Genomic DNA, 22,485 nt, shown 5'->3' with positions numbered 1-22,485 from the left:
CCTTTATGACCAGAAGGCCGATCATGCTGCCCCGGCCGTCGAAGCCCGTTATCAATCCGTTGGTTGGCCATGGATTATAGAGTGTGAGGCGCCGCGCGAGCATCCACGACGTCGCCGATCGACGAGACGCCTTGGAGCGTTGCAAGTACCACATGCCCGGCGACGAACGCCGCAACCAGCGCTGGCACGCGCGGACTTCGGTCACGCCGGCACGGCCATCGACACATCGAACAATTTCCTGATTACTTGCCCTTGGCTGCTGCGGCACCTTTCTTGGCGCCCGCAGCCCCCGCTCTGACCGTGGAGGTCGCCGTGGTGGCTGCGGCTCCTTGCGCCTTCGCTATCATGTGCTCAGCAATCAGTTCTGTCTGAAACCGATTGATAGTGTCGGGATCCGTAAATATGGTCTGCGTGTTGTTTTGGGCCTTGTAACCTGGGCCGCCCGGCTTGCCCTTGACAACGAACGTCCCCTCGCCGGACGCCGACCAATTCGTTGATCCCTCCCCGCCGACCTTGCCATCGGCCACGAATCCCTTCGTGTGACTGATCTGATGGGTAGCCGATTGTCCGATCACAAAGTACGTGTTGAACTTGGCAGGGTTCTGTGCGATATCGGAATCGAGAAGCTTCTTTTCATGAACACCGCCAGCTTGGCTCTTGTCAAGGGTGATCATCATGGTGATGCTCGGGTCACGGGCTTGCTGCATGAGAATATCGTTGAGTTCGTCGTCGTCAAATCCAAACATGTTCATGTACAGGGAGCCACTTGCACGGGAAAGGACGTACTTCAGGATGTCGTGAACGTCGTCACGTCCTACGTAGAATAGGTGAAAGTCCTTGCTTGCCGTGTTCGAGTAGCTCTGCTCGCGCGTGTATTGCTGCAGTTCAAGCAGATCGAACTTCTGCAGGGTCTGCGTGACATCGGATATGACGTTGCTCTTGCTGATTTTTCCTGCCATTTCGGAGCCTCCTCGCGTAGCACTGAGAAATCTCAGCAGTCGCGGCGGGCTGACAGACAGAAAACCGAGCGACCGATGAGCGATAGAAAAACTTCGATGGGACTGCAGGACTTCGATAAAGCCGCCGTTCGAAACGTCGGCACTACCGCCGAACGATGAAAGGCGCACCGTCAGTGTGCCTGGGGAACGGCCGATAGGCTTTCCTGGATGCCCATGGGGCAACGTACCGGGCACGTGTCACGCAGCGAGGATCGTGCCATGGTTCATTCTTGTCAAGATGAAGCGTGGCCGAGCTCGCGCCGCCGACGTGATCCGGCGATTGGGTGTGCCCTCGATATCGCGTGGTAACCATACTCGAAGCCACATCGTCCGGCGACGAGGACTCGGCGGTCCTCGACAAGCCTGATAGCGGTCGCTACCGTTCGGCCGCTTGTGGCCGGCTGTACGCGTTTAGCCGCTTCAGAGTAAGCCGCCGGTCGAAAACATTCGTCCTGCGCCAGCGGCAGCTTTGTGGCGGCATAGCTCAGCGGGTGCAATCGGCCAATTTCTGCCGCTCGCCCCCGACACAAGTGCGGTCACTCGAACGGCTGGTTCGCCTCCGCAACCTGCCGGATGCTCAAGGCTAACATCTCTTGAGGTTTGTTCGATGCCTGCCCACGTCTGCGGGCGTGGAAACGCGGGATAGCGCGTGCGGGCAGGCGTTGAATAAACCTGAAGATGACTCGACGTCTGGCAGCACATCGACAGAGGCCGGATTTACCCTGATGCAGGATTGATCAAATGGTCAAGCGGGCGGTTTGCGGTATCGGATTTGGTGAAGTGCTGTTTGCGTCACCAGCGGCGGTTTGCGACATTTCATTTAAAGGCTGCGCGTGCGCCGTTATCAATTGGTGAAGCGCGGCCGCAGCATTCGCAGGCTGACCCAGTTTGCATTTATCGTCGGCACGTCCGCCGGGCGCGGTGCGGCACCGCTCGCCTGGAGTATCGGCACGTCCTATGCCTAGGTCACCGCAGGACCCAGCAGAACGCGGTGATCGACATGTCGGAATCAGCAAACGAAATAGGCCAGCATGGAAATGCCTCCTTGGTCATAGGGGGGCATCTTGTCACGCACCGCGTCTGCTACACGCATCACGGCATCTACGTCGGCGATGGCAAGGTGTTGCATTACGCCGGATGGTCCTGTTCGCTGCGTCGCGCCCCGGTGCAGGAGACTTCCTTGAGTGAGTTTGCCGACGGCCACGAGATCCGCGTCGAGCGGACGCCCGGCAGAAGGTACTCGCGTGAGGAAGTGGTCCGGCGTGCGTACTCGCGTCTCGGCGAAGACTGCTACCGGGTGACCACGAACAACTGCGAGCATTTCTGCGCGTGGTGTCTGTGCGGCGAAAGCCGAAGCGATCAGATCGATGCCCTGGTCGCCTTGCCGCAGCGCTGCCTGCACGCGCTGGTCAACATGCTCACGCAATTCGTGCGCGCAAAACCAATTCATGTCTCCACAGATAGGCTCGCGTGCTGACGAAGCCATCCGCTGTGCGTTTACACCAAATGAACAAGCACGCGCATGCGTGGCGATTTCGCTGGCGCAGTTGCGAGCGCTGGCAGGCATAAGACGCTTCACCAAATGGACAGTCCATTCCGAATCGTTTTGATGATTTGATCAATCGGTCGCTGGGGTAAGTACTGACCTCGTCATGACGATTCGCCCGCGCAAGCGGTGGCGCCCAAACAGCCAACCCCCAAAGCCGACGGCAGATCAGCCCCTCATAATCGCGGCCCTGGGCCGTGACGATGAGCCGACCTCCCGGCATGGACTTTGCCTAGAATAGAGACGGAGACACCTCATACACATAAAAGGAGGCGCTGTGACAGACAGCACCGCGCGGTTTTCGGCGAGCATGCGGGAGGGGATCGAGAACCTTTCGCGCCGCCTGAAATTTGTCAGACAGGAGGGACACATCTGGCTCGGCGAGAATCGCATGATTCTCCTTCACACAGCCACGCTGGGCGCGCTGCGCAAGGAACTCGTCGACACGCTCGGCCTGGAGCGCACGCGGGGCCTGTTCACGCGAATGGGCTTTCAATCCGGCACGCGCGACGCAGAACTCGCCCGCACTTTACGCCCCACCGCGAGCGATTTCGGCCTTCTCGAACTCGGGCCGTGCCTGCACGTGCTCGAAGGCAACGTGCGAGTGACGCCGATCGAAGTGGACATCGATATCGCCAACGGCAAGTACTACGGCGACCACCTGTGGGAAGACTCGTTCGAAGCCGAAGTGCATCAGAAAATTTTCGGGCTGAGCAATGACCCGGTCTGCTGGATGCAGGTCGGTTACGCGAGTGGTTATACGTCGGCGTTGATGGGCCGCACCATCCTCTACAAGGAGACGCTGTGTTCGGGCTGTGGCGATCCGCATTGCCGCATCGTCGGCAAGCCGGTCGAAGAGTGGCTCGACGGCGACGAGATGCTGAAGCTGTACACGCCCGATCCGGTCATCGAAACGCTGTTGCAATTGCAGAGCGAAGTGGAAAACCTGCGCTCGCTGCAGCAGGAAGTGGCGCAGCCGGAAGAACTGGTCGGCGCGTCCACGGGTTTTCTCGCGGCGTGGGGGCTCGCGCAGCGCGCGGCGTCGAGCGACGTGACCGTGCTGTTGCTCGGCGAAACGGGTGTCGGCAAGGAGCGCTTCGCGCGCGCGTTGCACGGCGTGAGCCGGAGGCGCGACAAGCCCTTTGTCGCCATCAACTGTGCCGCCATGCCGGAGGAGTTGCTCGAGGCCGAGCTTTTCGGCGTTGAGCGAGGCGCGTTTACCGGCGCGCATCAGACGCGGATCGGCCGTTTCGAGCGGGCGGATACCGGCACACTCTTCCTCGACGAAGTGGGCGAGCTCTCGGCGTCGGCGCAGGCCAAGCTGCTGCGCGTGCTCCAGGAAGGCGAGTTCGAGCGCGTCGGCGACGACCGCGTGCGCAAGGTCGACGTGCGGGTTGTCGCCGCGACCAACGTCGAGTTGACGGAAGCGGTGCGGCGCGGCGCGTTTCGCAAGGATCTGCTGTACCGTCTCAATGTCTATCCGGTCACGATCCCGCCGCTGCGCGAGCGGGCCGACGATATCCCGCGTCTTGTCGAGCGATTCATCGCGAAGTACAGCGTGCGGCACAGCAAGCGCGTGCTGGGGCTCACCGATCGCGCGATAGCGACACTGCGCGCCCACGCGTGGCCCGGCAACGTGCGTGAACTCGAAAACGCGGTGGAGCGCGGCGTGATCCTCGCGCGACCAGGCGGTCAGATCACGGAGCGCGATCTGTTCACGGCCCTGCCGGAGTCCGGGGACGACAGCGCCGCATCGCTCGACGAGCGTGGCCATCCGCTGCGCGAAAACGCGGACGTCGCCGACGCGTTGTTCGATCACATGATGCGCGAAGGCGTGCCGCTCGACCGCGTCGAGAACATGCTCATCGAAGCCGCGGTCGAACGTGCGGGCGGCAATCTGAGCCAGGCGGCGAGAATGCTCGGCATCACGCGGCCGCAGCTTGCTTATCGCTGGCGCAATCGCGAGAAGACCGCTCCGCCCGCGGACAAATAATCACGCTGCTCCGCTTGACGATTCGGGCCGCCCTTTGGGCGGTTTTTTTTTCTGCTGTGCGATGCGTGGCTCGCGAGACGTTTGATCAATTGATCAAACGTCTTGGCAGAGCATCGGCGCGGCTGCTGCCACGCGTGACCCATGTACCGCATTGCCACGCCTGTTTCGCCACTCCAGACGACGCACAGGCGCGCTGCCGCAGTCTCATCGCATGCAGGAAATCGCCGTCGACACGGCGTGTCGGCGTGCTCTTCATCAAATGATCAAACGGGCCGCCATCGCTTGATGATTTGATCATCGCCTCGCACCGCCATTTCGCGAGATTTGCGGTCTTTCTTCGGGCAAACCCTCGTTTTTTTGTACAAACGGCACATGGCACAGGTCGTGCAATAGACAAGAAAAACGAGGAGGCAACGATGCAAGATCCGAGACCGCTGTTCGACAGGACTCGACGATTCATTCGGATAACTGCGCAACGCGAAGATGGTTATGTCGAATTCAATTTCTCGGTCGGTGACCCCGATCTAGCTGTCGAACTGATCATGAACCAGACGATGTTCGATCGCTTCTGCCAGGTGAACTCGGTTCGCACGATTACGCAAACCGACGAACAGATCGGCCTTACGCGCGAACGCTGGCGATACGAGGGCTAGCGCCAGGCGAAACAGCTCATTCAGAAGAGTAGTGGACAAACACGGAGACAGTCTCATGCAAGTAGAAATCAAGACGCTCAAGGCCCAGCCGCTGCGTCAAACCTATGGGCACGTCGAGCGCCGTTTCGGCGACAAGCCGGCCTCGCGATATCAGGAGGCGACCTACGACATTCAGCCCACCACCAACTTTCACTATCGGCCGACATGGGCGCCGGAGTTTGAGTTGTTCGACGCGAGCCGCACGCAAATCCGCATGAAGGACTGGTACGCGCTGAAGGATCCGCGCCAGTACTACTACGGCGCTTATGTGACGACACGCGCGCGGCAACAGGAGGCGGCCGAAGGCGCGTTCGATCTGGTGGAGCGTCGCGGACTGCTGGCGAGGCTGTCGTACGAATGGCAGGAGCGCTTGATCGCCGGGCTGTTGCCGCTGCGTCACATCGAATGGGGCGCCAATATGAACAACACGCTGTGCGCCGATTACGGCTACGGCACCGCGATTACGCAGGCCTGCACGTTCTGCGCGATGGACCGGCTCGGCATTGCCCAGTATCTGTCGCGTATCGGTCTCGCGCTCGACGGCAACACGGGCGTCGCGCTGGAACGCGCGAAGACCGCGTGGCTGGAAGCCGAGGCCTGGCAGCCGATGCGCCGCCTTGTCGAGGACCTCTTCGTGATCGAAGACTGGTTCGAGACCTTCGTCGCGCAGAACCTTGTGCTCGACGGCTTGCTGTATCCGCTCGTCTATCAGCACTTCGACGCGTTCGCTGCGCAGCACCTCGGTGCAAGTCTCGCGATGCTCACCGAGTTCACGCAGCAATGGCAGTCCGATCACACCAAGTGGGTCGACGCGCTGATCCGCACGGCGAGCGCTGAATCGCCCGAGAACCAGCAACGAATTGCCGGCTGGGTCGAGTACTACCGCGCCCGCACGCTCGACGCGCTTCTCCCCGTTGCAGGCACGCTGCTCGACGGCGCGGGCGCTGCCGCACTCGATGAAACCGGCGCGCAGTTCGCCGCTCGTCTTACGAAGCTCGGCGCATTGCCGGTGGCAGTAGTCCAACCCTGAGGCCGTCATGCAAAACGTCTACATCGCATTGCAGAACACCGACGAAACGCGCGCGATCGTTGCCGCGATTACCGCCGTGAATCCGGAGGCTACGGTCAACGAGTATCCGGCGATGGTGAAGATCGACGCGCCCGGCAAGCTCGTGATTTCGCGCCCCCACGTATCGGAAGAGTTGGGCCGCGACTGGAACATCCAGGAGCTGCAACTGAATCTGGTGTCGCTGTCGGGAAACATCGATGAAACCGACGATGCCTTCACGCTGCAATGGCACGCCTGATATAAACGGAGACGAATGATGGACGCACGCAAGAAGCTGAACCTGAAAGACAAGTACGCGCTGATGACGCGCGATCTCGGCTGGGAAACCAGTTATCAGCCGATGGACAAGGTGTTCCCGTTCGATCAGTACGAGGGCATCAAGATTCACGACTGGGACAAGTGGGAAGACCCGTTCCGGATGACGATGGACGCGTACTGGAAGTATCAGGCGGAGAAGGAACGCAAACTCTACGCGATCATCGATTCGTTCGCGCAGAACAACGGGCACATGAATGTCTCCGACGCACGCTATATCAACACGCTCAAGCTGTTCCTGACCGGCGTGACGCCGCTCGAATACGCGGCGCATCGCGGTTATGCGCATCTGGGTCGCCATTTTCGCGGGGTTGGTGCGCGCGTCGCTTGCCAGATGCAGTCGATCGATGAATTGCGTCACTGTCAGACTCAGGTCCACACGCTGTCGCTCTACAACAAGTATTTCAACGGCTTCGCGGAATGGCCGCATATGTACGACCGCGTCTGGTATCTGTCGGTGCCGAAGTCGTACTTCGAAGATGCGATGAGCGCCGGTCCGTTCGAATTCATCACGGCGATTTCGTTTTCGTTCGAATACGTGCTGACGAACCTGCTGTTCATGCCGTTCATGTCAGGCGCGGCGTACAACGGCGATATGGCGACGGTCACCTTCGGCTTCTCCGCGCAGTCCGATGAGTCGCGTCACATGACGCTCGGTCTCGAAGTCGTGAAGTTTCTCTGCGAGCAGGACCCCGACAATGTGCCGATCGTGCAGAAGTGGCTCGACAAATGGTTCTGGCGCGGTTTCCGGCTGCTGACGCTGGTCGGCATGATGATGGACTACATGCTGCCCAAGCGCGTGATGTCGTGGTCCGAGGCGTGGAAGATCTATTTCGAAGACGCGGGCGGCGCGCTCTTCAAAGACCTCGAACGCTATGGCCTGCGCATGCCGAGGTATCACGAGATCGCGACGCAGACCAAAGACCGCGTCACGCATGAGGCTTGGGCAACGTTCTACAACTATGGCGCCGCTGCTGACTTCCACACCTGGGTGCCCTCCGACGAAGAACTCGACTGGCTTTCCGCCAAGTACCCGGAGACCTTCGACAGCGTCTACCGGCCGCGTTTCGAATACTGGCGCGAACAGCAGCAGGCGGGCAAGCGTTTCTACAACGCCAGTCTGCCGATGCTCTGCCAGACCTGCCAGGTACCGATGTTCTTCAGCGAGCCGGACGACCCGACCAAAATCGCCTACCGCGAATCGACGTATCACGGCATGAAGTTCCACTTTTGCTCGGACGGCTGCAAGGACATCTTCGAAGGCGAGCCCGAGAAATATGTGCAGGCGTGGCTGCCGGTGCACCAGATCTATCAGGGCAACTGTGGTGGCGCGTCGCTCGACGATGTTCTCAAGTACTACAACCTCAACCACGGTCACGACAACCTCGACTTCGCGGGCTCGCCCGACGAACGCAACTGGAATGCGTGGAAAGACGCATCCGGCGCCCACGTTTCAGGCGAATGAGCGCGACGCGACACGAGAACAGACAGACGAAGGAGACAAGCATGAGCATCACCGCGATCAAACCCTACGCGTTCGAACCGGCCGACCGCGAGTCGCAATTTCATGGCAACCGGCTGCTCTATATCGGCTGGGAGGACCACTTGATGTTCTGCGCGCCGCTGTGCGTGCCGGTGCCGGCTGACATGACGTTCGGCGCGTTGGTGTCGGACGTGCTACCGGGTCTGTATCACGCGCATCCTGATTTTGCCGCGATCGACTGGCACACGGCGCAGTGGTTCAGATCCGGCGAGCCGTGGCGGCCGGACAGCGAGCGCTCGCTCGCCGACAACGGTCTCGTTCACAAGGACGTGATCCGTCTGCGGACGCCGGGCCTGACTGGCATCGGCGGTTCGTGCAGCTAACGCGGGAGACAGTGATGGACTACACCGTACGTATTGAACCGCTCGGCCAGACCATCGGCATCGAAGCGGGGCAGACGCTGCTCGATGCCTGTTTGCGTCAGGGCGTGTGGCTTCCGCATGCTTGCTGTCACGGGCTGTGTGCGACCTGCAAGGTGCAGGTCGTCGACGGCGAGATCGATCAGGGCGACGCGTCGGACTTCGCGCTGATGGACTTCGAGCGCGAAGAGGGCAAGTGCCTGGCGTGCTGCGCGACGCCGATGTCCGATCTCGTGATCGAAGCCGACATCGACGAAGACCCCGACGCGCAAAATCTGCCGCTGCAGGATTACACGGGCACGGTCGTCGCGATCGAAGACGCCACGCCGACTATCCGCGTGATCCGGCTCGCGGTGGAGGGCGCCGGGCGTGTCGCGTTTCAGGCAGGCCAGTACCTGAATCTGCATGTGCCGGGCTGCGGGCAGCCGCGCGCATTCTCGCTTGCCAATGCGCCACATGACGGCGAGATCGAGATGCACATTCGCCGTGTGCCGGACGGGGTCGCGACCGGCTGGCTGCACGACGAACTGCGACCGGGCGCGCAACTGGTGTTCGCCGCGCCGTTCGGCCGCTTCTTCGTGCGCAAACAGGCGCAGATGCCGACGATCTTCCTCGCCGGCGGCTCGGGCCTGTCGAGCCCGAAGTCGATGATCCTCGATCTGCTGAACGAAGGCTCGACGTTGCCGATCACGCTGATCCACGGCGCCCGCACACGCGACGAACTCTATTTCGAAGCCTTTTTCAACGACCTGGCCGAACGCCACCCGAATTTCCGCTACCTGCCCGCGCTGTCGAGCGAGCCGGACGACAGCGGCTGGCCGGGCCCGCGCGGTTTCGTGCACGAGGTCCTGAAAGCGCAGTACTCCGACGCCGCGGGCATCACCGATTTTCGCGGCCACAAGGCGTATCTGTGCGGGCCGCCGCCGATGGTCGAGGCGTGCATCAAAACCTTGATGCAGGGCCGGCTGTTCGAGCGCGACATCTACACGGAGCAGTTCCTGTCGGCGGCGGATGCGAGCGAGGCGGCCAAAAGCCCGCTGTTCCGCATCTGACGCGCTCCGTCGGCTCACTCTAGGAGAGCGGTGATGACCTGGCGGATCGAAGTTGAAAACACCGGCGACACGTTCGGCTGCGCGGAGAACGCCACCGTGCTTCATGCGATGGCGGCGACAGGCGGGCGAGGCATTCCGCTCGGCTGTCGCGGCGGCGGCTGCGGTGTGTGCAAGGTGCAGGTGCTGAGCGGCCGCTATCACGCCTGCAAGATGAGCCGCGCTTGCGTGAGCGCCGACGAGGAAGCGCGCGGCACGGTGCTCGCATGCCGCATCAGTCCGCTCACGGATCTGTCGGTGCGCGTGATCGGCAGGATGGCGCGCTGCATCGACAAGGCGCGCGCCGGAATGGTGGCGGAAGAACACCACGAATCCATCCAGCAGCAACAGGCGCCGGGCGGCGTCTGAACCAGAACCATCAAGGAGACACATCATGGCATTGCAAGGCGTACTGCGACCCGGCCATATTGCGCTGCGGGTCCTCGAAATCGGTCCGGCGTTGAAGCACTACATCGACGTGCTCGGCCTGCATGAAACCGGCCGCGACGCGCAAGGGCGCGTGTATCTGAAGGCATGGGACGAACATGACCATCACAGCGTCGTGCTGCGCGAAGCGGACGAGCCGGGCATGGATTACCTCGGCTTTCGCGTCGACAGCGAAGCGACGCTCGACCGGCTCGCGAACGCGGTGAAGGAATCGGGCTACGCGAAAGACTTCCTCTGGATGGAAGCCGGCGAGCATCTGCATACAGGGCGGCGTTTCCGCTTCACCGTACCGACCGGCCACTCGATCGAACTCTTCGCGACGAAGGACAAGGTCGGCAGCGCGACCGGCGACGTGAACCCCGACCCCTGGCCCGACGACCTGCGCGGCATGTCGCCGAGCCGCTTCGATCATTGCCTGCTGTACGGCGACGAACTCGACGATACCGTGAAGCTCTTTCGCGACGTGCTCGGCTTTTCGCTGGCCGAGCAGGTCGTTACACCGGAAGGCATGCAGATCGCCGCGTTCCTGACGTGCTCGAACAAGGCACATGACGTCGCGTTTATCCGCCACGCGGCGAAGAACAAATTTCACCACGTGTCGTTCCAGCTCGACAGTTGGGGCGACGTGCTCAAGGCTGCTGATCTGATTTCCAAGCACGACGTTGCGCTCGACATCGGGCCGACGCGTCACGGCATCACGCGCGGCGCGACGATCTACTTCTTCGATCCGTCCGGCAACCGCAACGAGGTCTTCGCGGGCGGCTACATCCACTACCCTGACAAGCCGACTATCACGTGGCACGACAAGGACCTGGGGCGCGCGATTTTCTATCACGACCGCAAGCTCAACGAGGCCTTCCTGAGCGTGTTGACCTGAGCCGCGCGACTGGCGCAACGAAACGATCGAGACTATCCATGACTGAATTCAAGAATTTCATTGGCGGCGAGTGGGTCGGCACGGATCGCACGTTCGAAGACCGCAACCCGGTCGACGACAGTGTGATCGGGCTCGTGCACGAGGCCGGCCGCGCCGAGGTCAACGCAGCGGTGCAGGCCGCGCGCGTGGCCTTGCACGGACCTTGGGCGCGCATGACGCTGCCGCAGCGCGTCGAACTGCTGTACGCGGTGGCCGACGGCATCAACCGGCGCTTCGACGACTTTCTCGCCGCCGAAATTGCCGACACCGGCAAGCCGCATGCGCTGGCGAGTCACATCGACATTCCGCGCGGCGCGGCGAACTTCAAGGTGTTCGCCGACATGATTCGCAACGTCCCCACCGAAAGCTTCGCCATGGCGATGCCGGACGGCGGCGAAGCCCTCAACTACGGCGTGCGTACGCCGCGCGGTGTGATCGCGGTCGTGTGTCCGTGGAACCTGCCGCTGTTGCTGATGACATGGAAGGTCGCGCCGGCGCTCGCATGCGGCAACACGGTGGTGGTGAAGCCGTCCGAGGAAACGCCGGCTACCGCAACGCTGCTTGGCGAAGTGATGAACGAAGTGGGCGTGCCAAAGGGCGTCTACAACGTCGTGCACGGTTTCGGTCCCGACTCTGCGGGTGCGTTCCTGACTGAGCATCCCGGCGTGAACGCGATCACTTTTACCGGCGAAACGCGCACCGGCGAAGCCATCATGAAGGCTGCGGCGAACGGCGTGCGGCCGGTGTCGTTCGAACTCGGCGGCAAGAACGCGGGCATCGTCTTTGCCGACTGCGATTTCGATGCGGCCGTGGTAGGTATCGCGCGTTCCGCTTTTGAAAACACAGGGCAGGTGTGTCTCGGTACGGAGCGCGTCTACGTGCAACGGCCGATTTACGAGCGCTTTGTCGATGCGCTTGCGGCACGAGCGAAGGCGTTGCGTCCGGGGCGCCCCGGCGCCGAAGGCACCACCTTCGGTCCGTTGATCTCGCAGACGCATCGCAGCAAGGTGCTCTCGTACTACGAGCAGGCGCGCGCCGACGGCGCGGTGATCGTAACCGGCGGCGGCGTACCCGATATGGCGGCCGGGTTGAAGGACGGCGCGTGGATCGAGCCGACGATCTGGACTGGCCTGCCGGACGGCTCGCGCGTGATCCGCGAGGAAATCTTCGGCCCGTGCTGTCACGTCGCGCCGTTCGATGACGAAGCTGAAGTGATCGCGAAAGCCAACGACACGCCCTACGGTCTCGCCGCCACCGTGTGGACGCGCGACACCGGCACCGCGCATCGCATGGCGCGCGCGCTCGACGTGGGCATCTGCTGGATCAATTCGTGGTTTCTGCGCGATCTGCGCACCGCGTTCGGTGGCGCGAAACAGTCGGGGATCGGCCGAGAAGGCGGTATCCATTCGCTCGAGTTCTATACCGAGCTGCGCAACGTATGCGTCAAGCTGTGAGGGCTGAGATGAATCCGTTAAAAACAGAAGGGCTCGCGCCCGAAGCGATCGAGCGCTACGGCGACGAACTCTATCGCGCGTTGCGTCATGCCGAGCCGGTTGCGCCGCTGACCGCACGCGAACCCGGCATCACGATCGACGACGCCTACCGTATCCAGTTGCGGATGATTGAACGCCGCATCGCGCTCGGCGGCGAACGAGTGATCGGCAAGAAGATCGGCGTGACGAGCGAAGCGGTGATGAACATGCTCGACGTGCGCCAGCCGGACTTCGGGCATCTCACGTCGGCGATGGTGTTCGCGGACGGCGCCGCGATTGACGTGTCGCAACTGATCGCGCCGAAGGCCGAGGGCGAAATCGCGTTCGTGCTGAAACACGACCTTGCGGGGCCGGGCGTGACGTATGCGGACGTATTGCGTGCCACCGAGGCCGTACTGCCGTGCTTCGAGATCGTCGACTCGCGTATTCGCGACTGGAAGATCCGCATTCAGGACACCGTGGCCGACAACGCGTCGTCGGGCGTATTCGTGCTCGGCGATCAGGCGATCGACCCGCGCGAACTCGATCTCGCACTGGTCGGCATGACGCTCGAAAAGAACGGCGAGATAGCGGCAACCGGCGCGGGCGCAGCGGCGCTCGGGCATCCGGCCAACGCGGTGGCGTGGCTCGCGAACACCCTCGGCCGGCTCGGCATGACGCTCAAAGCGGGCGAGGTGATTCTGTCCGGCTCGCTCGCGGCAATGGTGCCGGTGACGGCGGGCGACTCGCTGCGGATCAGTCTCGGCGGCATCGGCAGCGCGTCGGTGCGTTTCATTCAGGGAGAAAAACCATGACGCTCGATCAAACGACGATCGACGCCCTCGCGCATCGGCTCGACGAAGCTGAACTGCAACGGGAGGCGATCACCAAGATCACCGACGCGTATCCGCAGATCGACTGGGCCGACGCGTATGCGATCCAGGATGCGCTGCGTGCCCGCAAGGAAGCGCGCGGCATGAAAGTCGCGGGCTTGAAGATGGGCCTCACGTCGCACGCGAAGATGCGCCAGATGGGTGTGACAGACCCGGTCTACGGCTTTCTCACCGACTACGGTTCGTGCATGGACGGCGCGGCAATCGACACGTCGTCGCTGATCCACCCGAAAGTGGAAGCGGAAATCGCGTTTGTGACAAAGCATCCGCTTGCAGGTCCCGGCTGCCACATCGGCACCGTGCTGGCCGCAACAGACTTTGTGCTGCCCGCGGTGGAAGTGATCGACTCGCGCTACGAAAACTTCCGCTTCGACCTGAAGAGCGTAATTGCCGACAACACATCGTCGGCGCGCTTCGTGACGGGGGGCCGGCATCGCAGCGCCGCCGGTCTCGACCTGAAGAATCTTGGCGTGGTGCTGGAGAAAAACGGTGAAATCGTCGCGACGGCGTCGGGCGCGGCGGTGCTCGGCCATCCGGCCGCCAGCGTCGCGATGCTCGCCAACATGCTCGGCGCGCGCGGCAAGGCCATTCCCGCGGGCACGTTGATCCTGACCGGCGGCGTGACCGAGGCGATTGCAGTTGCCGCCGGCGATTCGGTCACCGCGCGCTTCCAGCATCTTGGCAGCGTTTCAATGCGCTTCGTCTGAGCGAAGCGTGCCTGCATAAACGGAGACATTCATGCCCATCATCAACGTTCATCTCATGGAAGGCCGGACCGACGAACAGAAGGCGCGTTTGATCGGCGCACTGACCGACGCCGCCATCGAATCCATCGGCGCGCCGCGCGAATCGGTGCGCGTGCTGCTGATCGAAATCCCGAAGACGCACTTCGGGATTGGCGGCAAAACCGCATTCGAACTCGGGCGCTAGTGCGCCACGCATCAAAGGAAATCTGACCATGTCAAACGTGCACGGCGCATCGGCGCCGCAAAAAGTCGCCATCATCGGCTCCGGCAACATCGGCACCGACCTGATGATCAAGATTCTGCGTCACGGCAAGCATGTCGCGATGGCCGCGCTCGTCGGTATCGATCCGCAGTCGGACGGCCTCGCGCGCGCGCAACGGCTCGGTGTGCCGACGACCGCAGGCGGCATCGACGGATTGCTCGCCATGCCGGACTTCGGTGACATCCGCATCGCGTTCGACGCCACCTCGGCAGGCGCGCACAAGCATCACAACGCGCTGCTGCAGGCGCACGGCATCAAGGTCATCGACCTGACGCCCGCCGCGATCGGACCGTATGTGATTCCGTCGATCAATCTCGACGACGAACTCGACGCGCCCAACATCAACATGGTGACGTGTGGCGGGCAGGCGACGATTCCGATGGTCAACGCGGTGTCGCGTGTGGCGAAGGTCCACTACGCGGAGATCGTTGCGTCGATTTCCAGCCGCTCTGCCGGTCCAGGCACGCGCGCCAACATCGACGAATTCACCGAAACCACGTCGAAGGCGATCGAGGTGCTCGGCGGTGCGACGCGCGGCAAGGCGATCATCGTTCTGAACCCGGCCGAACCGCCGCTCATCATGCGCGACACCGTCTTCACGCTGTCCGATCCCGCGGATCGCGACGCCATTGAAGCGAGCGTCGCCGCGATGGCCGAGCGTGTGCAGCGTTACGTGCCGGGTTATCGGCTCAAGCAGCGCGTGCAGTTCGATCTGTTCGACGCAAGCCAGCCGCTGAACGTGCCGGGCTTCGGCCCGATCACGGGACTGAAGACCTCGGTCTTTCTCGAAGTGGAGGGCGCCGCGCACTATCTGCCGGCCTATGCGGGCAACCTCGACATCATGACCTCGGCCGCGCTCGCGTGCGCCGAACGTATCGCCGAAACGCGGCTCGCGCCGCTCGCGGCCTGATCGCGCAACGGAGCGACACCATGCATAACCGCAAACTCTATATTTCCGACGTGACACTGCGCGACGGCAGCCACGCGATCCGTCATCAATACAGCATCGCGAACATGAAGGCGATCGCGCGCGCACTCGACGATGCGCGCGTCGATTCAATCGAGGTCGCACACGGCGACGGACTCTGCGGATCGAGCTTCAACTACGGCTTCGGCGCGCACAGCGACGTCGAATGGATTGCGGCCGTCGCTGAAACGGTCAGCCACGCGAAGGTCGCGACGCTGCTGCTGCCGGGCGTCGGCACCGTCCACGATCTGCGGAACGCCTACGATGCGGGCGCTCGCATTGTGCGCGTCGCGACGCATTGCACCGAGGCGGATGTGTCGAAGCAGCATATCGAGCACGCGCGCGAACTCGGCATGGACACCGTCGGCTTTCTGATGATGAGCCACATGACGACGCCCGCCGCATTGGCGCAGCAGGCAAAGCTGATGGAAAGCTATGGCGCGACCTGCGTCTATGTCGTGGACTCGGGCGGCGCACTGTCGATGGACGGCGTGCGCGAGCGCTTCCGCGCCTTCAAGGACGTGTTGAAGCCCGGCACCCAGACCGGCATGCACGCGCACCACAACCTGTCGCTCGGCGTGGCGAATTCGATTGTCGCGGTCGAGGAGGGCTGCGACCGGATCGACGCATCGCTGGCGGGCATGGGTGCGGGGGCGGGCAACGCGCCGCTCGAAGTGTTTATCGCGGCGGCGGACCGGCTTGGGTGGAATCACGGCTGCGATGTGTACGGCCTGCTCGACGCAGCCGATGACATCGTGCGTCCGTTGCAGGATCGGCCGGTGCGTGTCGACCGCGAAACGCTGGCGCTTGGCTATGCGGGCGTCTATTCGAGCTTCCTGCGGCACGCCGAGGCGGCCGCCGGGAAATACGGTCTGAAGACGATCGATATTCTTGTGGAGCTGGGCCGGCGGCGCATGGTCGGCGGGCAGGAAGACATGATCGTCGATGTCGCGCTCGATCTGAAGAAGTAACCCCGTTGCGGGCGGCCGCCAGGCCGTCCACCCGCAAAGGCTCACGAAAACAATATCAAGGAGACAGCAAGATGGAAGTTCGAATCGCGTTCAGGCGAGGGATGCTGCTGGCCGGCATTTGCGCCGCACTCAGCACCAACGTGCACGCCACCGAAGGCGGCAGCGACACGATAGGCGAGGGCGCCGAGGCCTTTTTCGCCGGAGCGTTTCCGCCCGCGGGTCTGTATGGACTGCTGTACTACACGCATTACTTCGCGTCGCGCTTCAACGACTCGCACGGCAACAGTTCTGTGCCAGGGTTCAAGCTGAATGCCGACGTGCTGATTCCGAGGCTCCTGTACATGTCGAATCTGTCGCTGCTCGGCGGGCGCTTCGGCGCGTATGTGGTGCTGCCGATGGAGCATCTGTCGCTGGACGCGGGAGGCGCGTCGTTCGATCGCACCAATCTCGGCGATCTGATCGTGAGCCCAGCGTTAATCGCGTGGGGCGATGGTTCCCTGCGAACGGTGGGCGCGCTCGAATTCGTGCTGCCGACCGGACAGTATGACAAGAACGCAGCGCTAAACACCGGCAAGCACTATTACACGGTGAGACCGATATTCGGCGTCAGCTGGTTTCCGGCCCCCGGACTGGAGATGTCGGCGAAGATCACTTACAGCTTTAACTCGATGAACACCGCGACCGACTACCACTCGGGCCAACTGTTCCACGTCGACTATGGCGCGAGCTACGCGGTGACGACAAAGGCGCGGGTCGGCATTGCGGGCTATTTCGTCAAGCAGACCACGGACGACACGCAATATGGCGCGTCGGTGAACGGCGACGGTTTTCGCGGTCAGGTCTTCGCAATCGGCCCGGGGTTTCGCTACGAGTTTGCGAAGGGGAGCGTGGACGTGCGTGTGGTGAAGGAGCTTTTCGTGAGAAACAGACCGGCGGGCGAGGCGGTGTGGGCGCGCGCTGTCATCCCGTTCTGACAATCAATCAATGCCGCCGCCAGGAAGGCGACGGCCAAGGAGTTCACCATGACACAGCAACACGATCCTGAAATCGGCCTGCGGATTCGCGCGGCGGGCCTCGACACGAATTATCACGACGTCGGCGCCGGCGAACCGGCGTTGCTGATTCACGGCTCGGGGCCCGGGGTCACCGCGTGGGCAAACTGGCGTCTTACGATCCCAGCGCTCGCCCGTACGCGCCGCGTGATCGCACCCGACATGGCGGGTTTCGGCTACACGGAGCGCCGCGCGGGCACACATTGCGACATGGATCTGTGGGTGAACCACTTGGTCGGTCTGCTGGACGCGCTTGACATCGAGCGCACCGACCTGGTCGGCAACTCGTTCGGCGGTGCCCTCGCGCTGGCAATGGCCGTGCGTCATCCGGAGCGCGTGCGCAAGCTAGTGCTGATGGGTGCAGCGGGTGTGCGCTTCGATCTGACGCCGGGGCTCGATGCAGTGTGGGGCTATGAGCCAACGGTCGCGAACATGCAAAGCATCATGAACGTGTTCGCGTTCGATCGTTCACGCCTCACGCCCGAGTTGGCGGAGTCGCGCTATCGGGCCAGCATCCGGCCCGGCTATCAGGAGTCGTTTTCCGCGATGTTTCCGGCGCCGCGGCAACGCTGGGTCGATGCGCTCGCGTGTCACGAACATGAACTGGGCGAGGTCCGACAATCGACGTTGATCGTGCATGGCCGCGACGATCAGGTGATTCCGCTCGCCAACTCGCTGCGGCTGCTCGAACTCATCGGCCCGTCGCAATTGCACGTCTTCGGTCAATGCGGGCACTGGACGCAGATCGAACATGCCGATGCGTTCAATCAGTTGGTCGACGATTTTCTGGTGGGTTAGAAAAGCTGGCGAGGCGGTCGATCCTCAGTGCGGCAAGACGGGCGCCGCCAGAAGGCTTCGGCGTAGTCGCGTATGTGGTGTGTCACGCCGTTCAGCCTATGGGGTTTGCCCTGCCGACAGGCTAGCGTTTGGTCTCGACGGCACGTTCATGTTTATGTCGATTGGGGGATCGCCCATGCGGGAACACTCGCGTCGGCGCTGCCACGGCAGTGATTCCCGTCGATGCTTCGAAGAACTGCCGCGTGCGGTTCACATGATCAGTGTCGACGCTGAGCTCGCAGGAGCACTGCTTGTCCAGACGAGGCGCCATCCTTTTCAGGGCAATTGCATCAAAAGACCGGCATTCCAAGCACTCGAGCCCGATAGTGTTCATCGAATCCGGCCTTGAGCCGCTTGTTCTTTATGCCGACCTTGGTGGCTTTGTCAGCGCGCAGTAGATTCGACACGATGCGGCGCAAGATCGCGAAGTTTTGCGCCGCATTGTCCACCCGGGCACGACATTGATCCTCGCCAAAGGCAACATCGAGCACCCAATGCATGCTGTTTTCGATGGCCCAGTGAGCGCGCACCGCCTCGTTGATCCGTTTCGGGTCAGCAGGCAGGCTGTTCACGTAGTACCGCCGCTCCAGCGAAGCACGGCCGTCGATCTCGCGGGTGGCCTCAACCATCGCCACCGAGCGCAGGCCGGCCCATTTGCCGTCCTCATCCAGCCAGTCAATCATGTCGGTCGCAACGCACTGGCGCGTCTCGATTCTTCCGTGCACTTTCTTGCCTGTCTGACAGTGCTCAGCGAAGCGCACGCTGCGCAGGGACTGTGTGCGCTGTGCATCGAACAGCTGCACGATCGCTTCATGCAAGGCAGGCTGGTTGCCTTTGACCGCAAGCACATACTCTGCACCTCCAGCCACGATCTTCGCCGCGATCTCCCGCTGGCAACCCATCGCGTCGATCGTCACGATCGCACCCTTGAGCAGCAAGGCATCCAGCAATGCCGGGATCGCGGTTATTTCGTTGCTTTTATCTGCAGTCCTGACCTGGCCCAAGGTCGCCCCCAATGCGCCACAATAAGCCGATACCAGATGGATCGCGCTACGACCCATGCCGTGCGAGCGCCGTACTGTCTTGCCGTCAATTGCCACCACCTGGCCCGCGACTGCAGGACAAATACCGCTTACCCATCGCACAAAGCACGCTTCGAACTGCCGCGCATCAAGCGCCGCGAATACGCGTCCGAACGTGTCATGCGAGACAATCCCGTTGCGCAGAGGCAAGTACCGGCGCAGCCACTCCAGTTGTCCCTGCGCCCACAAAGCGATCCCCACCCAGGTGTCGGCACCCGACAGGATCGCCGCCAGGGCAACCACCAGCATTTCCGTCAGATCATGCTCCGGGGTGCGTACACGCGGGTCCTTCAGGTCCCCAAACGCGTCTTGCAAACTCAACGGCTCGTATTCGTCGTCCACTCTCGGCCCTTGGCAAAACCAAGAGTTAACGCTTCTTCGCAGCAGTTTACAACCCCCATTCGTAACCCATTGGGTGTAAACAATTTTTCATGCGATTGCCCTGCCATCCTTTTCCATCGCGTCAAGTAAACGGGCAGATAGAGAAACTGACCCGATCGTGACGCCACGGAGCCGACTTTTCAAGCGTGACAAACGATTGTCTGCGGTCGCTCGGCATCGCGCGTTTGCTTTTCTCGTAAGCGGCCATTCGCTATAAGCAAGTTCCAAAGGAAGATGAATGTCCGCAACATGGCCGATGAGCGGGCAGTGGCGATCTTCGCGTCAATGGCAGTTCCACCTTCGGAAGCTGTCATTCGACTGATGAGCATCTGTAGGTCCGCAGTGGGTCGCAAGTACGCGTTCGCCGATGTGAGCGTCGCCGCTCCGGATCCGGCTCGGCCGAACGGCCGGTTAGCACCGTGCAGCCACCCGATGAGGGACGGTAGCCGAACGTCAGCAATGGCCGAATTGTGCGGGTAGCTCGTCCGTCAGGTTCCGGAGTAATGCGGCCGCTCCAACGGCAGATTTCCCGGCTCGCTGAACGGCAAGTTGTGGCCGAAAGTGCCATTCTTTGAACGATGCCATCAGGCGGATCGTCGGCCAAATCTGCGATTCGCGAGTCGCACGCGGCTATCGTGACCAACCGCCCGCTTCCGGGAGGCACCCGGCGGTGCCGTGCCAGTGCTTGACCCTACCTGATCGGGATGGAAAGAGCCTTAAACGCGGGTAGGGGCGATCGCGGTACGCGGCCGCAGCGTCGCCATGACCAGGTACATGCCGCCGCCGATCGCTACGCCGAAGAACCAGCCATATGTATTCCACCAGGCCGGCAGCAGGTTAGTGAAGTTGGGCAGGAAGGTCGAAAACACGCTGCCGACCGCCGCCGCGGCCAGCGCGTTGACGTTCCAGCCGCCTTCGTAGCGATACTCGCCGTGCTCCTGGTAGAGCGCCGCGACGTTGACGTTGCCCTTGGCCACCAGATAGTAGTCCACCAGGATGATCCCCAGCAGCGGGCCCATCGTGGCGCCGATGGCGTTGACGAAGTGCGCGGCGTTGCCTTCCCACGGCGCAAACGGGTAGAGCACCAGCGCGATGGCTGCGGCGATGAAACCGCCCTTCCTGAAGCTGATCTGCCTGGGGAACGTGTTGGAGATGTCGAACGCCGCCGAGACGAAATTGGCCACCACGTTGATGCCTAGCGTGGCGACTGCGAAGGTCACCGCCGCGATGAGTGCCAGTATCCAGCTATCGAACTTGGCTGAGATCTGCTCGGGGTGCAGCAGCACTTCGCCGTACACCTTGAAGGCGGCGATGGTGGTGACGCCGGCGACCAGCGAGAACGCAATCAGGTTGACCGGCAGGCCCCACAGATTTCCTTTCTTGACTGCGTCGCGGTTTTTCGCGTAGCGCGAGAAGTCGCAAAAGTTCAGGTACAGCGCCGCGAAGTAGGTGATCCAGGTCGCGCCTACGGCCATCAGCGCCCAGAACGAGCCGGGCTCGCCGCTGACGCCGGCGTCCTTGGTCTTCTCGAGCAGCGCGTCCATCGGAATGCCATGCTCGAACGAGAAGCCGCCCGCCTTGACGCACAGGCCGATCGCCAGGATCAGCATCGCGATCCACACCGCCGGACCGGCCAGGTCCTGGAATTTGCGCACCGTTTCCATGCCCTTCTGAATGATGAGCAGCTGCAGCGCCCAGACGATGAAGTAGCAGATCACTTCCAGCCCCGAGTGGCCGAGAAAGTGCGTGCCCTTGTGGAACTCCATCAGGCTGGTGCTGCGGATCAACAGCGCGACTATCGCGCTCGAAGCCGCTGCTGTCTGCGCGCCGTACCAGAAGCAGGCCACCACGGCGCGCACCAGCGCTGCGAGGTTGGCGCCCCACACGCCGAAAGAGGCGCGCGCAAGCACCGGGTATGGCACGCCGGTCTTCTCGCCGGCGTAGCCGATCAGATTCATCAGCGCGAAGATCACGAGTGAGCCGAGCCCGATCGCCAGCACAAAGTTGGTAAAGCTGCCGCACAACAAGAACAGGCTGGCGGCGAGGTAGTAGCCCCAGAGGCTGTGCACGTCCGAGGTCCAGACGTTGAAAATGCTAAAGGCACCCCAGTTGCGCACCCTGGCGGGTGCGAGATCTTCGTTGTAGAGGCCGGGGGAAGGGTTGCGGATTTCCATCTGTCGTCTCCTTTGAGTTCGTGGAAATGAGGAGCCACCGCCAGACGACCCTGGGCGGCGATGCCCCCGCGTCTGAAGCAGGCTCGTATGCAAGAACTGTATGTACTTTGCGGCACAGCTCTGAATGGGTTAACCCTAATCGAGAGGCATGTCGGCGCAAGCCAACAATCCGATCCCACGCACAATGAGCGCAATCGCAAATTCGTCGTTGTTGTCCATGTGACCGCGCAAATCAATTAAATTGCGCGACGCTTACCGTTGCTGCGTCCCGCTCGCAATCTGTGGGGCGGTTGATGTGGAGATGGTCGGAGGCCCCCCTCGTCGAAGGGTTCGATGTGAGGGCAGCCCGATTCAAATGCCGTGTTTGATTGACCTCCGATGGTCCCGCATCGGGCGGACAGCTGGCGTTCGTCAGTTCAGATGCGATCTCAAATGGCAGAAGTGGATCGGGTGCCGCCGAACGCAACCGGCGGTGCTCAGCCCCCTCACCGAAGTTTGCTGTCGGACCGGGTTCGGCCAGTAAGAGTCATTCGTCACTGCCGCCCCTTGGACGTTCGTGCGACCGCCACGCTCCGCGAACGGCCGATCGGCAAATGATGTGACGTCGCGTCATCTTGAGATTTTTCCGACAGCTGGACCATGTCGACACGCGCCGGAAGTGTGCGAATGGAAGAGCGGGCAG

At 62.2% G+C, this 22,485-nt stretch carries 21 protein-coding genes; 18 read left to right on the top strand and 3 right to left on the bottom strand.

The annotated features are described in order from the left end of the window. Positions 1-242 precede the first annotated feature (242 nt). Entirely contained in the window at positions 243-959 is a 717-nt protein-coding gene (locus tag OKW41_RS23140) for a hypothetical protein (RefSeq protein WP_429574076.1), read from the bottom strand. Between the two features lie 1,039 nt (positions 960-1,998). Between OKW41_RS23140 and OKW41_RS23135 the strand changes: the two genes are divergently transcribed. The 18 genes from OKW41_RS23135 to OKW41_RS23050 all read left to right on the top strand — a co-directional run bounded on the left by OKW41_RS23135 (position 1,999) and on the right by OKW41_RS23050 (position 18,127). Continuing rightward, positions 1,999-2,475: a lecithin retinol acyltransferase family protein gene (locus tag OKW41_RS23135; RefSeq protein WP_429574364.1), complete on the top strand. Its 477-nt coding sequence runs from the start codon at positions 1,999-2,001 to the stop codon at positions 2,473-2,475. A 346-nt stretch (positions 2,476-2,821) separates the two neighbouring features. Continuing rightward, positions 2,822-4,537, top strand: coding sequence for a sigma-54-dependent Fis family transcriptional regulator (locus OKW41_RS23130; protein ID WP_018424326.1), 1,716 nt, complete (start codon positions 2,822-2,824; stop codon positions 4,535-4,537). Positions 4,538-4,953: 416 nt separating this feature from the next. Further along, entirely contained in the window at positions 4,954-5,190 is a 237-nt protein-coding gene (locus OKW41_RS23125) for a phenol hydroxylase subunit (RefSeq protein ID WP_429574075.1), read from the top strand. Positions 5,191-5,245: 55 nt separating this feature from the next. Next, positions 5,246-6,259 (top strand): aromatic/alkene monooxygenase hydroxylase subunit beta, encoded by a 1,014-nt coding sequence (locus OKW41_RS23120; protein ID WP_429574074.1) that lies wholly within the window; start codon positions 5,246-5,248, stop codon positions 6,257-6,259. A 7-nt stretch (positions 6,260-6,266) separates the two neighbouring features. Beyond that, positions 6,267-6,536, top strand: coding sequence for an MmoB/DmpM family protein (locus OKW41_RS23115; RefSeq protein WP_018424330.1), 270 nt, complete (start codon positions 6,267-6,269; stop codon positions 6,534-6,536). 18 nt (positions 6,537-6,554) lie between these two features. Further along, positions 6,555-8,078, top strand: a complete 1,524-nt coding sequence (locus tag OKW41_RS23110; protein ID WP_429574363.1) for an aromatic/alkene/methane monooxygenase hydroxylase/oxygenase subunit alpha — start codon at positions 6,555-6,557, stop codon at positions 8,076-8,078. A gap of 41 nt (positions 8,079-8,119) precedes the next feature. Further along, positions 8,120-8,479 carry a phenol hydroxylase subunit P4 gene (locus tag OKW41_RS23105; protein ID WP_429574073.1) on the top strand — a complete coding sequence of 120 codons (360 nt, stop codon included), beginning with the start codon at positions 8,120-8,122 and terminating at the stop codon, positions 8,477-8,479. Positions 8,480-8,493: 14 nt separating this feature from the next. Then, positions 8,494-9,567, top strand: a complete 1,074-nt coding sequence (locus tag OKW41_RS23100) for an NADH:ubiquinone reductase (Na(+)-transporting) subunit F (RefSeq protein ID WP_429574072.1) — start codon at positions 8,494-8,496, stop codon at positions 9,565-9,567. A gap of 33 nt (positions 9,568-9,600) precedes the next feature. Then, positions 9,601-9,972 carry a 2Fe-2S iron-sulfur cluster-binding protein gene (locus OKW41_RS23095; RefSeq protein WP_184062076.1) on the top strand — a complete coding sequence of 124 codons (372 nt, stop codon included), beginning with the start codon at positions 9,601-9,603 and terminating at the stop codon, positions 9,970-9,972. A 25-nt stretch (positions 9,973-9,997) separates the two neighbouring features. Further along, a complete protein-coding gene (locus OKW41_RS23090; protein WP_429574071.1) occupies positions 9,998-10,927 on the top strand; it encodes a catechol 2,3-dioxygenase in 930 nt (309 codons plus the stop codon). Between the two features lie 38 nt (positions 10,928-10,965). Continuing rightward, positions 10,966-12,420, top strand: a complete 1,455-nt coding sequence (locus OKW41_RS23085; RefSeq protein WP_429574070.1) for a 2-hydroxymuconic semialdehyde dehydrogenase — start codon at positions 10,966-10,968, stop codon at positions 12,418-12,420. Positions 12,421-12,428: 8 nt separating this feature from the next. Further along, on the top strand, positions 12,429-13,253 hold the full coding sequence (gene dmpE / locus OKW41_RS23080; protein ID WP_429574069.1) for a 2-oxopent-4-enoate hydratase: 825 nt from the start codon (positions 12,429-12,431) through the stop codon (positions 13,251-13,253). Continuing rightward, the gene (gene dmpH, locus OKW41_RS23075; RefSeq protein WP_429574068.1) at positions 13,250-14,038 is read left to right on the top strand and encodes a 2-oxo-3-hexenedioate decarboxylase; all 789 of its coding nucleotides are present in this window, start codon (positions 13,250-13,252) and stop codon (positions 14,036-14,038) included. The genes dmpE and dmpH overlap by 4 nt, the downstream gene beginning before the upstream one ends. Positions 14,039-14,069: 31 nt before the next feature. Then, entirely contained in the window at positions 14,070-14,261 is a 192-nt protein-coding gene (locus OKW41_RS23070) for a 2-hydroxymuconate tautomerase (protein WP_018424339.1), read from the top strand. Positions 14,262-14,289: 28 nt separating this feature from the next. After that, on the top strand, positions 14,290-15,249 hold the full coding sequence (locus tag OKW41_RS23065) for an acetaldehyde dehydrogenase (acetylating) (protein WP_429406647.1): 960 nt from the start codon (positions 14,290-14,292) through the stop codon (positions 15,247-15,249). A gap of 20 nt (positions 15,250-15,269) precedes the next feature. Beyond that, positions 15,270-16,277 (top strand): 4-hydroxy-2-oxovalerate aldolase, encoded by a 1,008-nt coding sequence (gene dmpG, locus OKW41_RS23060; protein ID WP_184062070.1) that lies wholly within the window; start codon positions 15,270-15,272, stop codon positions 16,275-16,277. A 71-nt stretch (positions 16,278-16,348) separates the two neighbouring features. Then, positions 16,349-17,251: a SphA family protein gene (locus OKW41_RS23055; protein WP_184062069.1), complete on the top strand. Its 903-nt coding sequence runs from the start codon at positions 16,349-16,351 to the stop codon at positions 17,249-17,251. Positions 17,252-17,299: 48 nt separating this feature from the next. Then, on the top strand, positions 17,300-18,127 hold the full coding sequence (locus OKW41_RS23050) for an alpha/beta fold hydrolase (protein ID WP_429574067.1): 828 nt from the start codon (positions 17,300-17,302) through the stop codon (positions 18,125-18,127). A gap of 329 nt (positions 18,128-18,456) precedes the next feature. Here OKW41_RS23050 and OKW41_RS23045 read toward each other — a convergent pair whose 3' ends face one another. Next, a complete protein-coding gene (locus tag OKW41_RS23045) occupies positions 18,457-19,590 on the bottom strand; it encodes an ISAs1 family transposase (protein ID WP_429574066.1) in 1,134 nt (377 codons plus the stop codon). A gap of 755 nt (positions 19,591-20,345) precedes the next feature. Continuing rightward, complete coding sequence (locus OKW41_RS23040) at positions 20,346-21,803, bottom strand: NCS1 family nucleobase:cation symporter-1 (protein WP_429574065.1); 1,458 nt, start codon at positions 21,801-21,803, stop codon at positions 20,346-20,348. Between the last annotated feature and the right edge of the window lie 682 nt (positions 21,804-22,485).

The organism is Paraburkholderia sp. UCT70, from assembly GCF_050434085.1.
GTDB classification, from domain to species: Bacteria; Pseudomonadota; Gammaproteobacteria; order Burkholderiales; family Burkholderiaceae; genus Paraburkholderia; species Paraburkholderia tuberum.
This window is presented reverse-complemented; position numbering and strand designations above follow the sequence as displayed.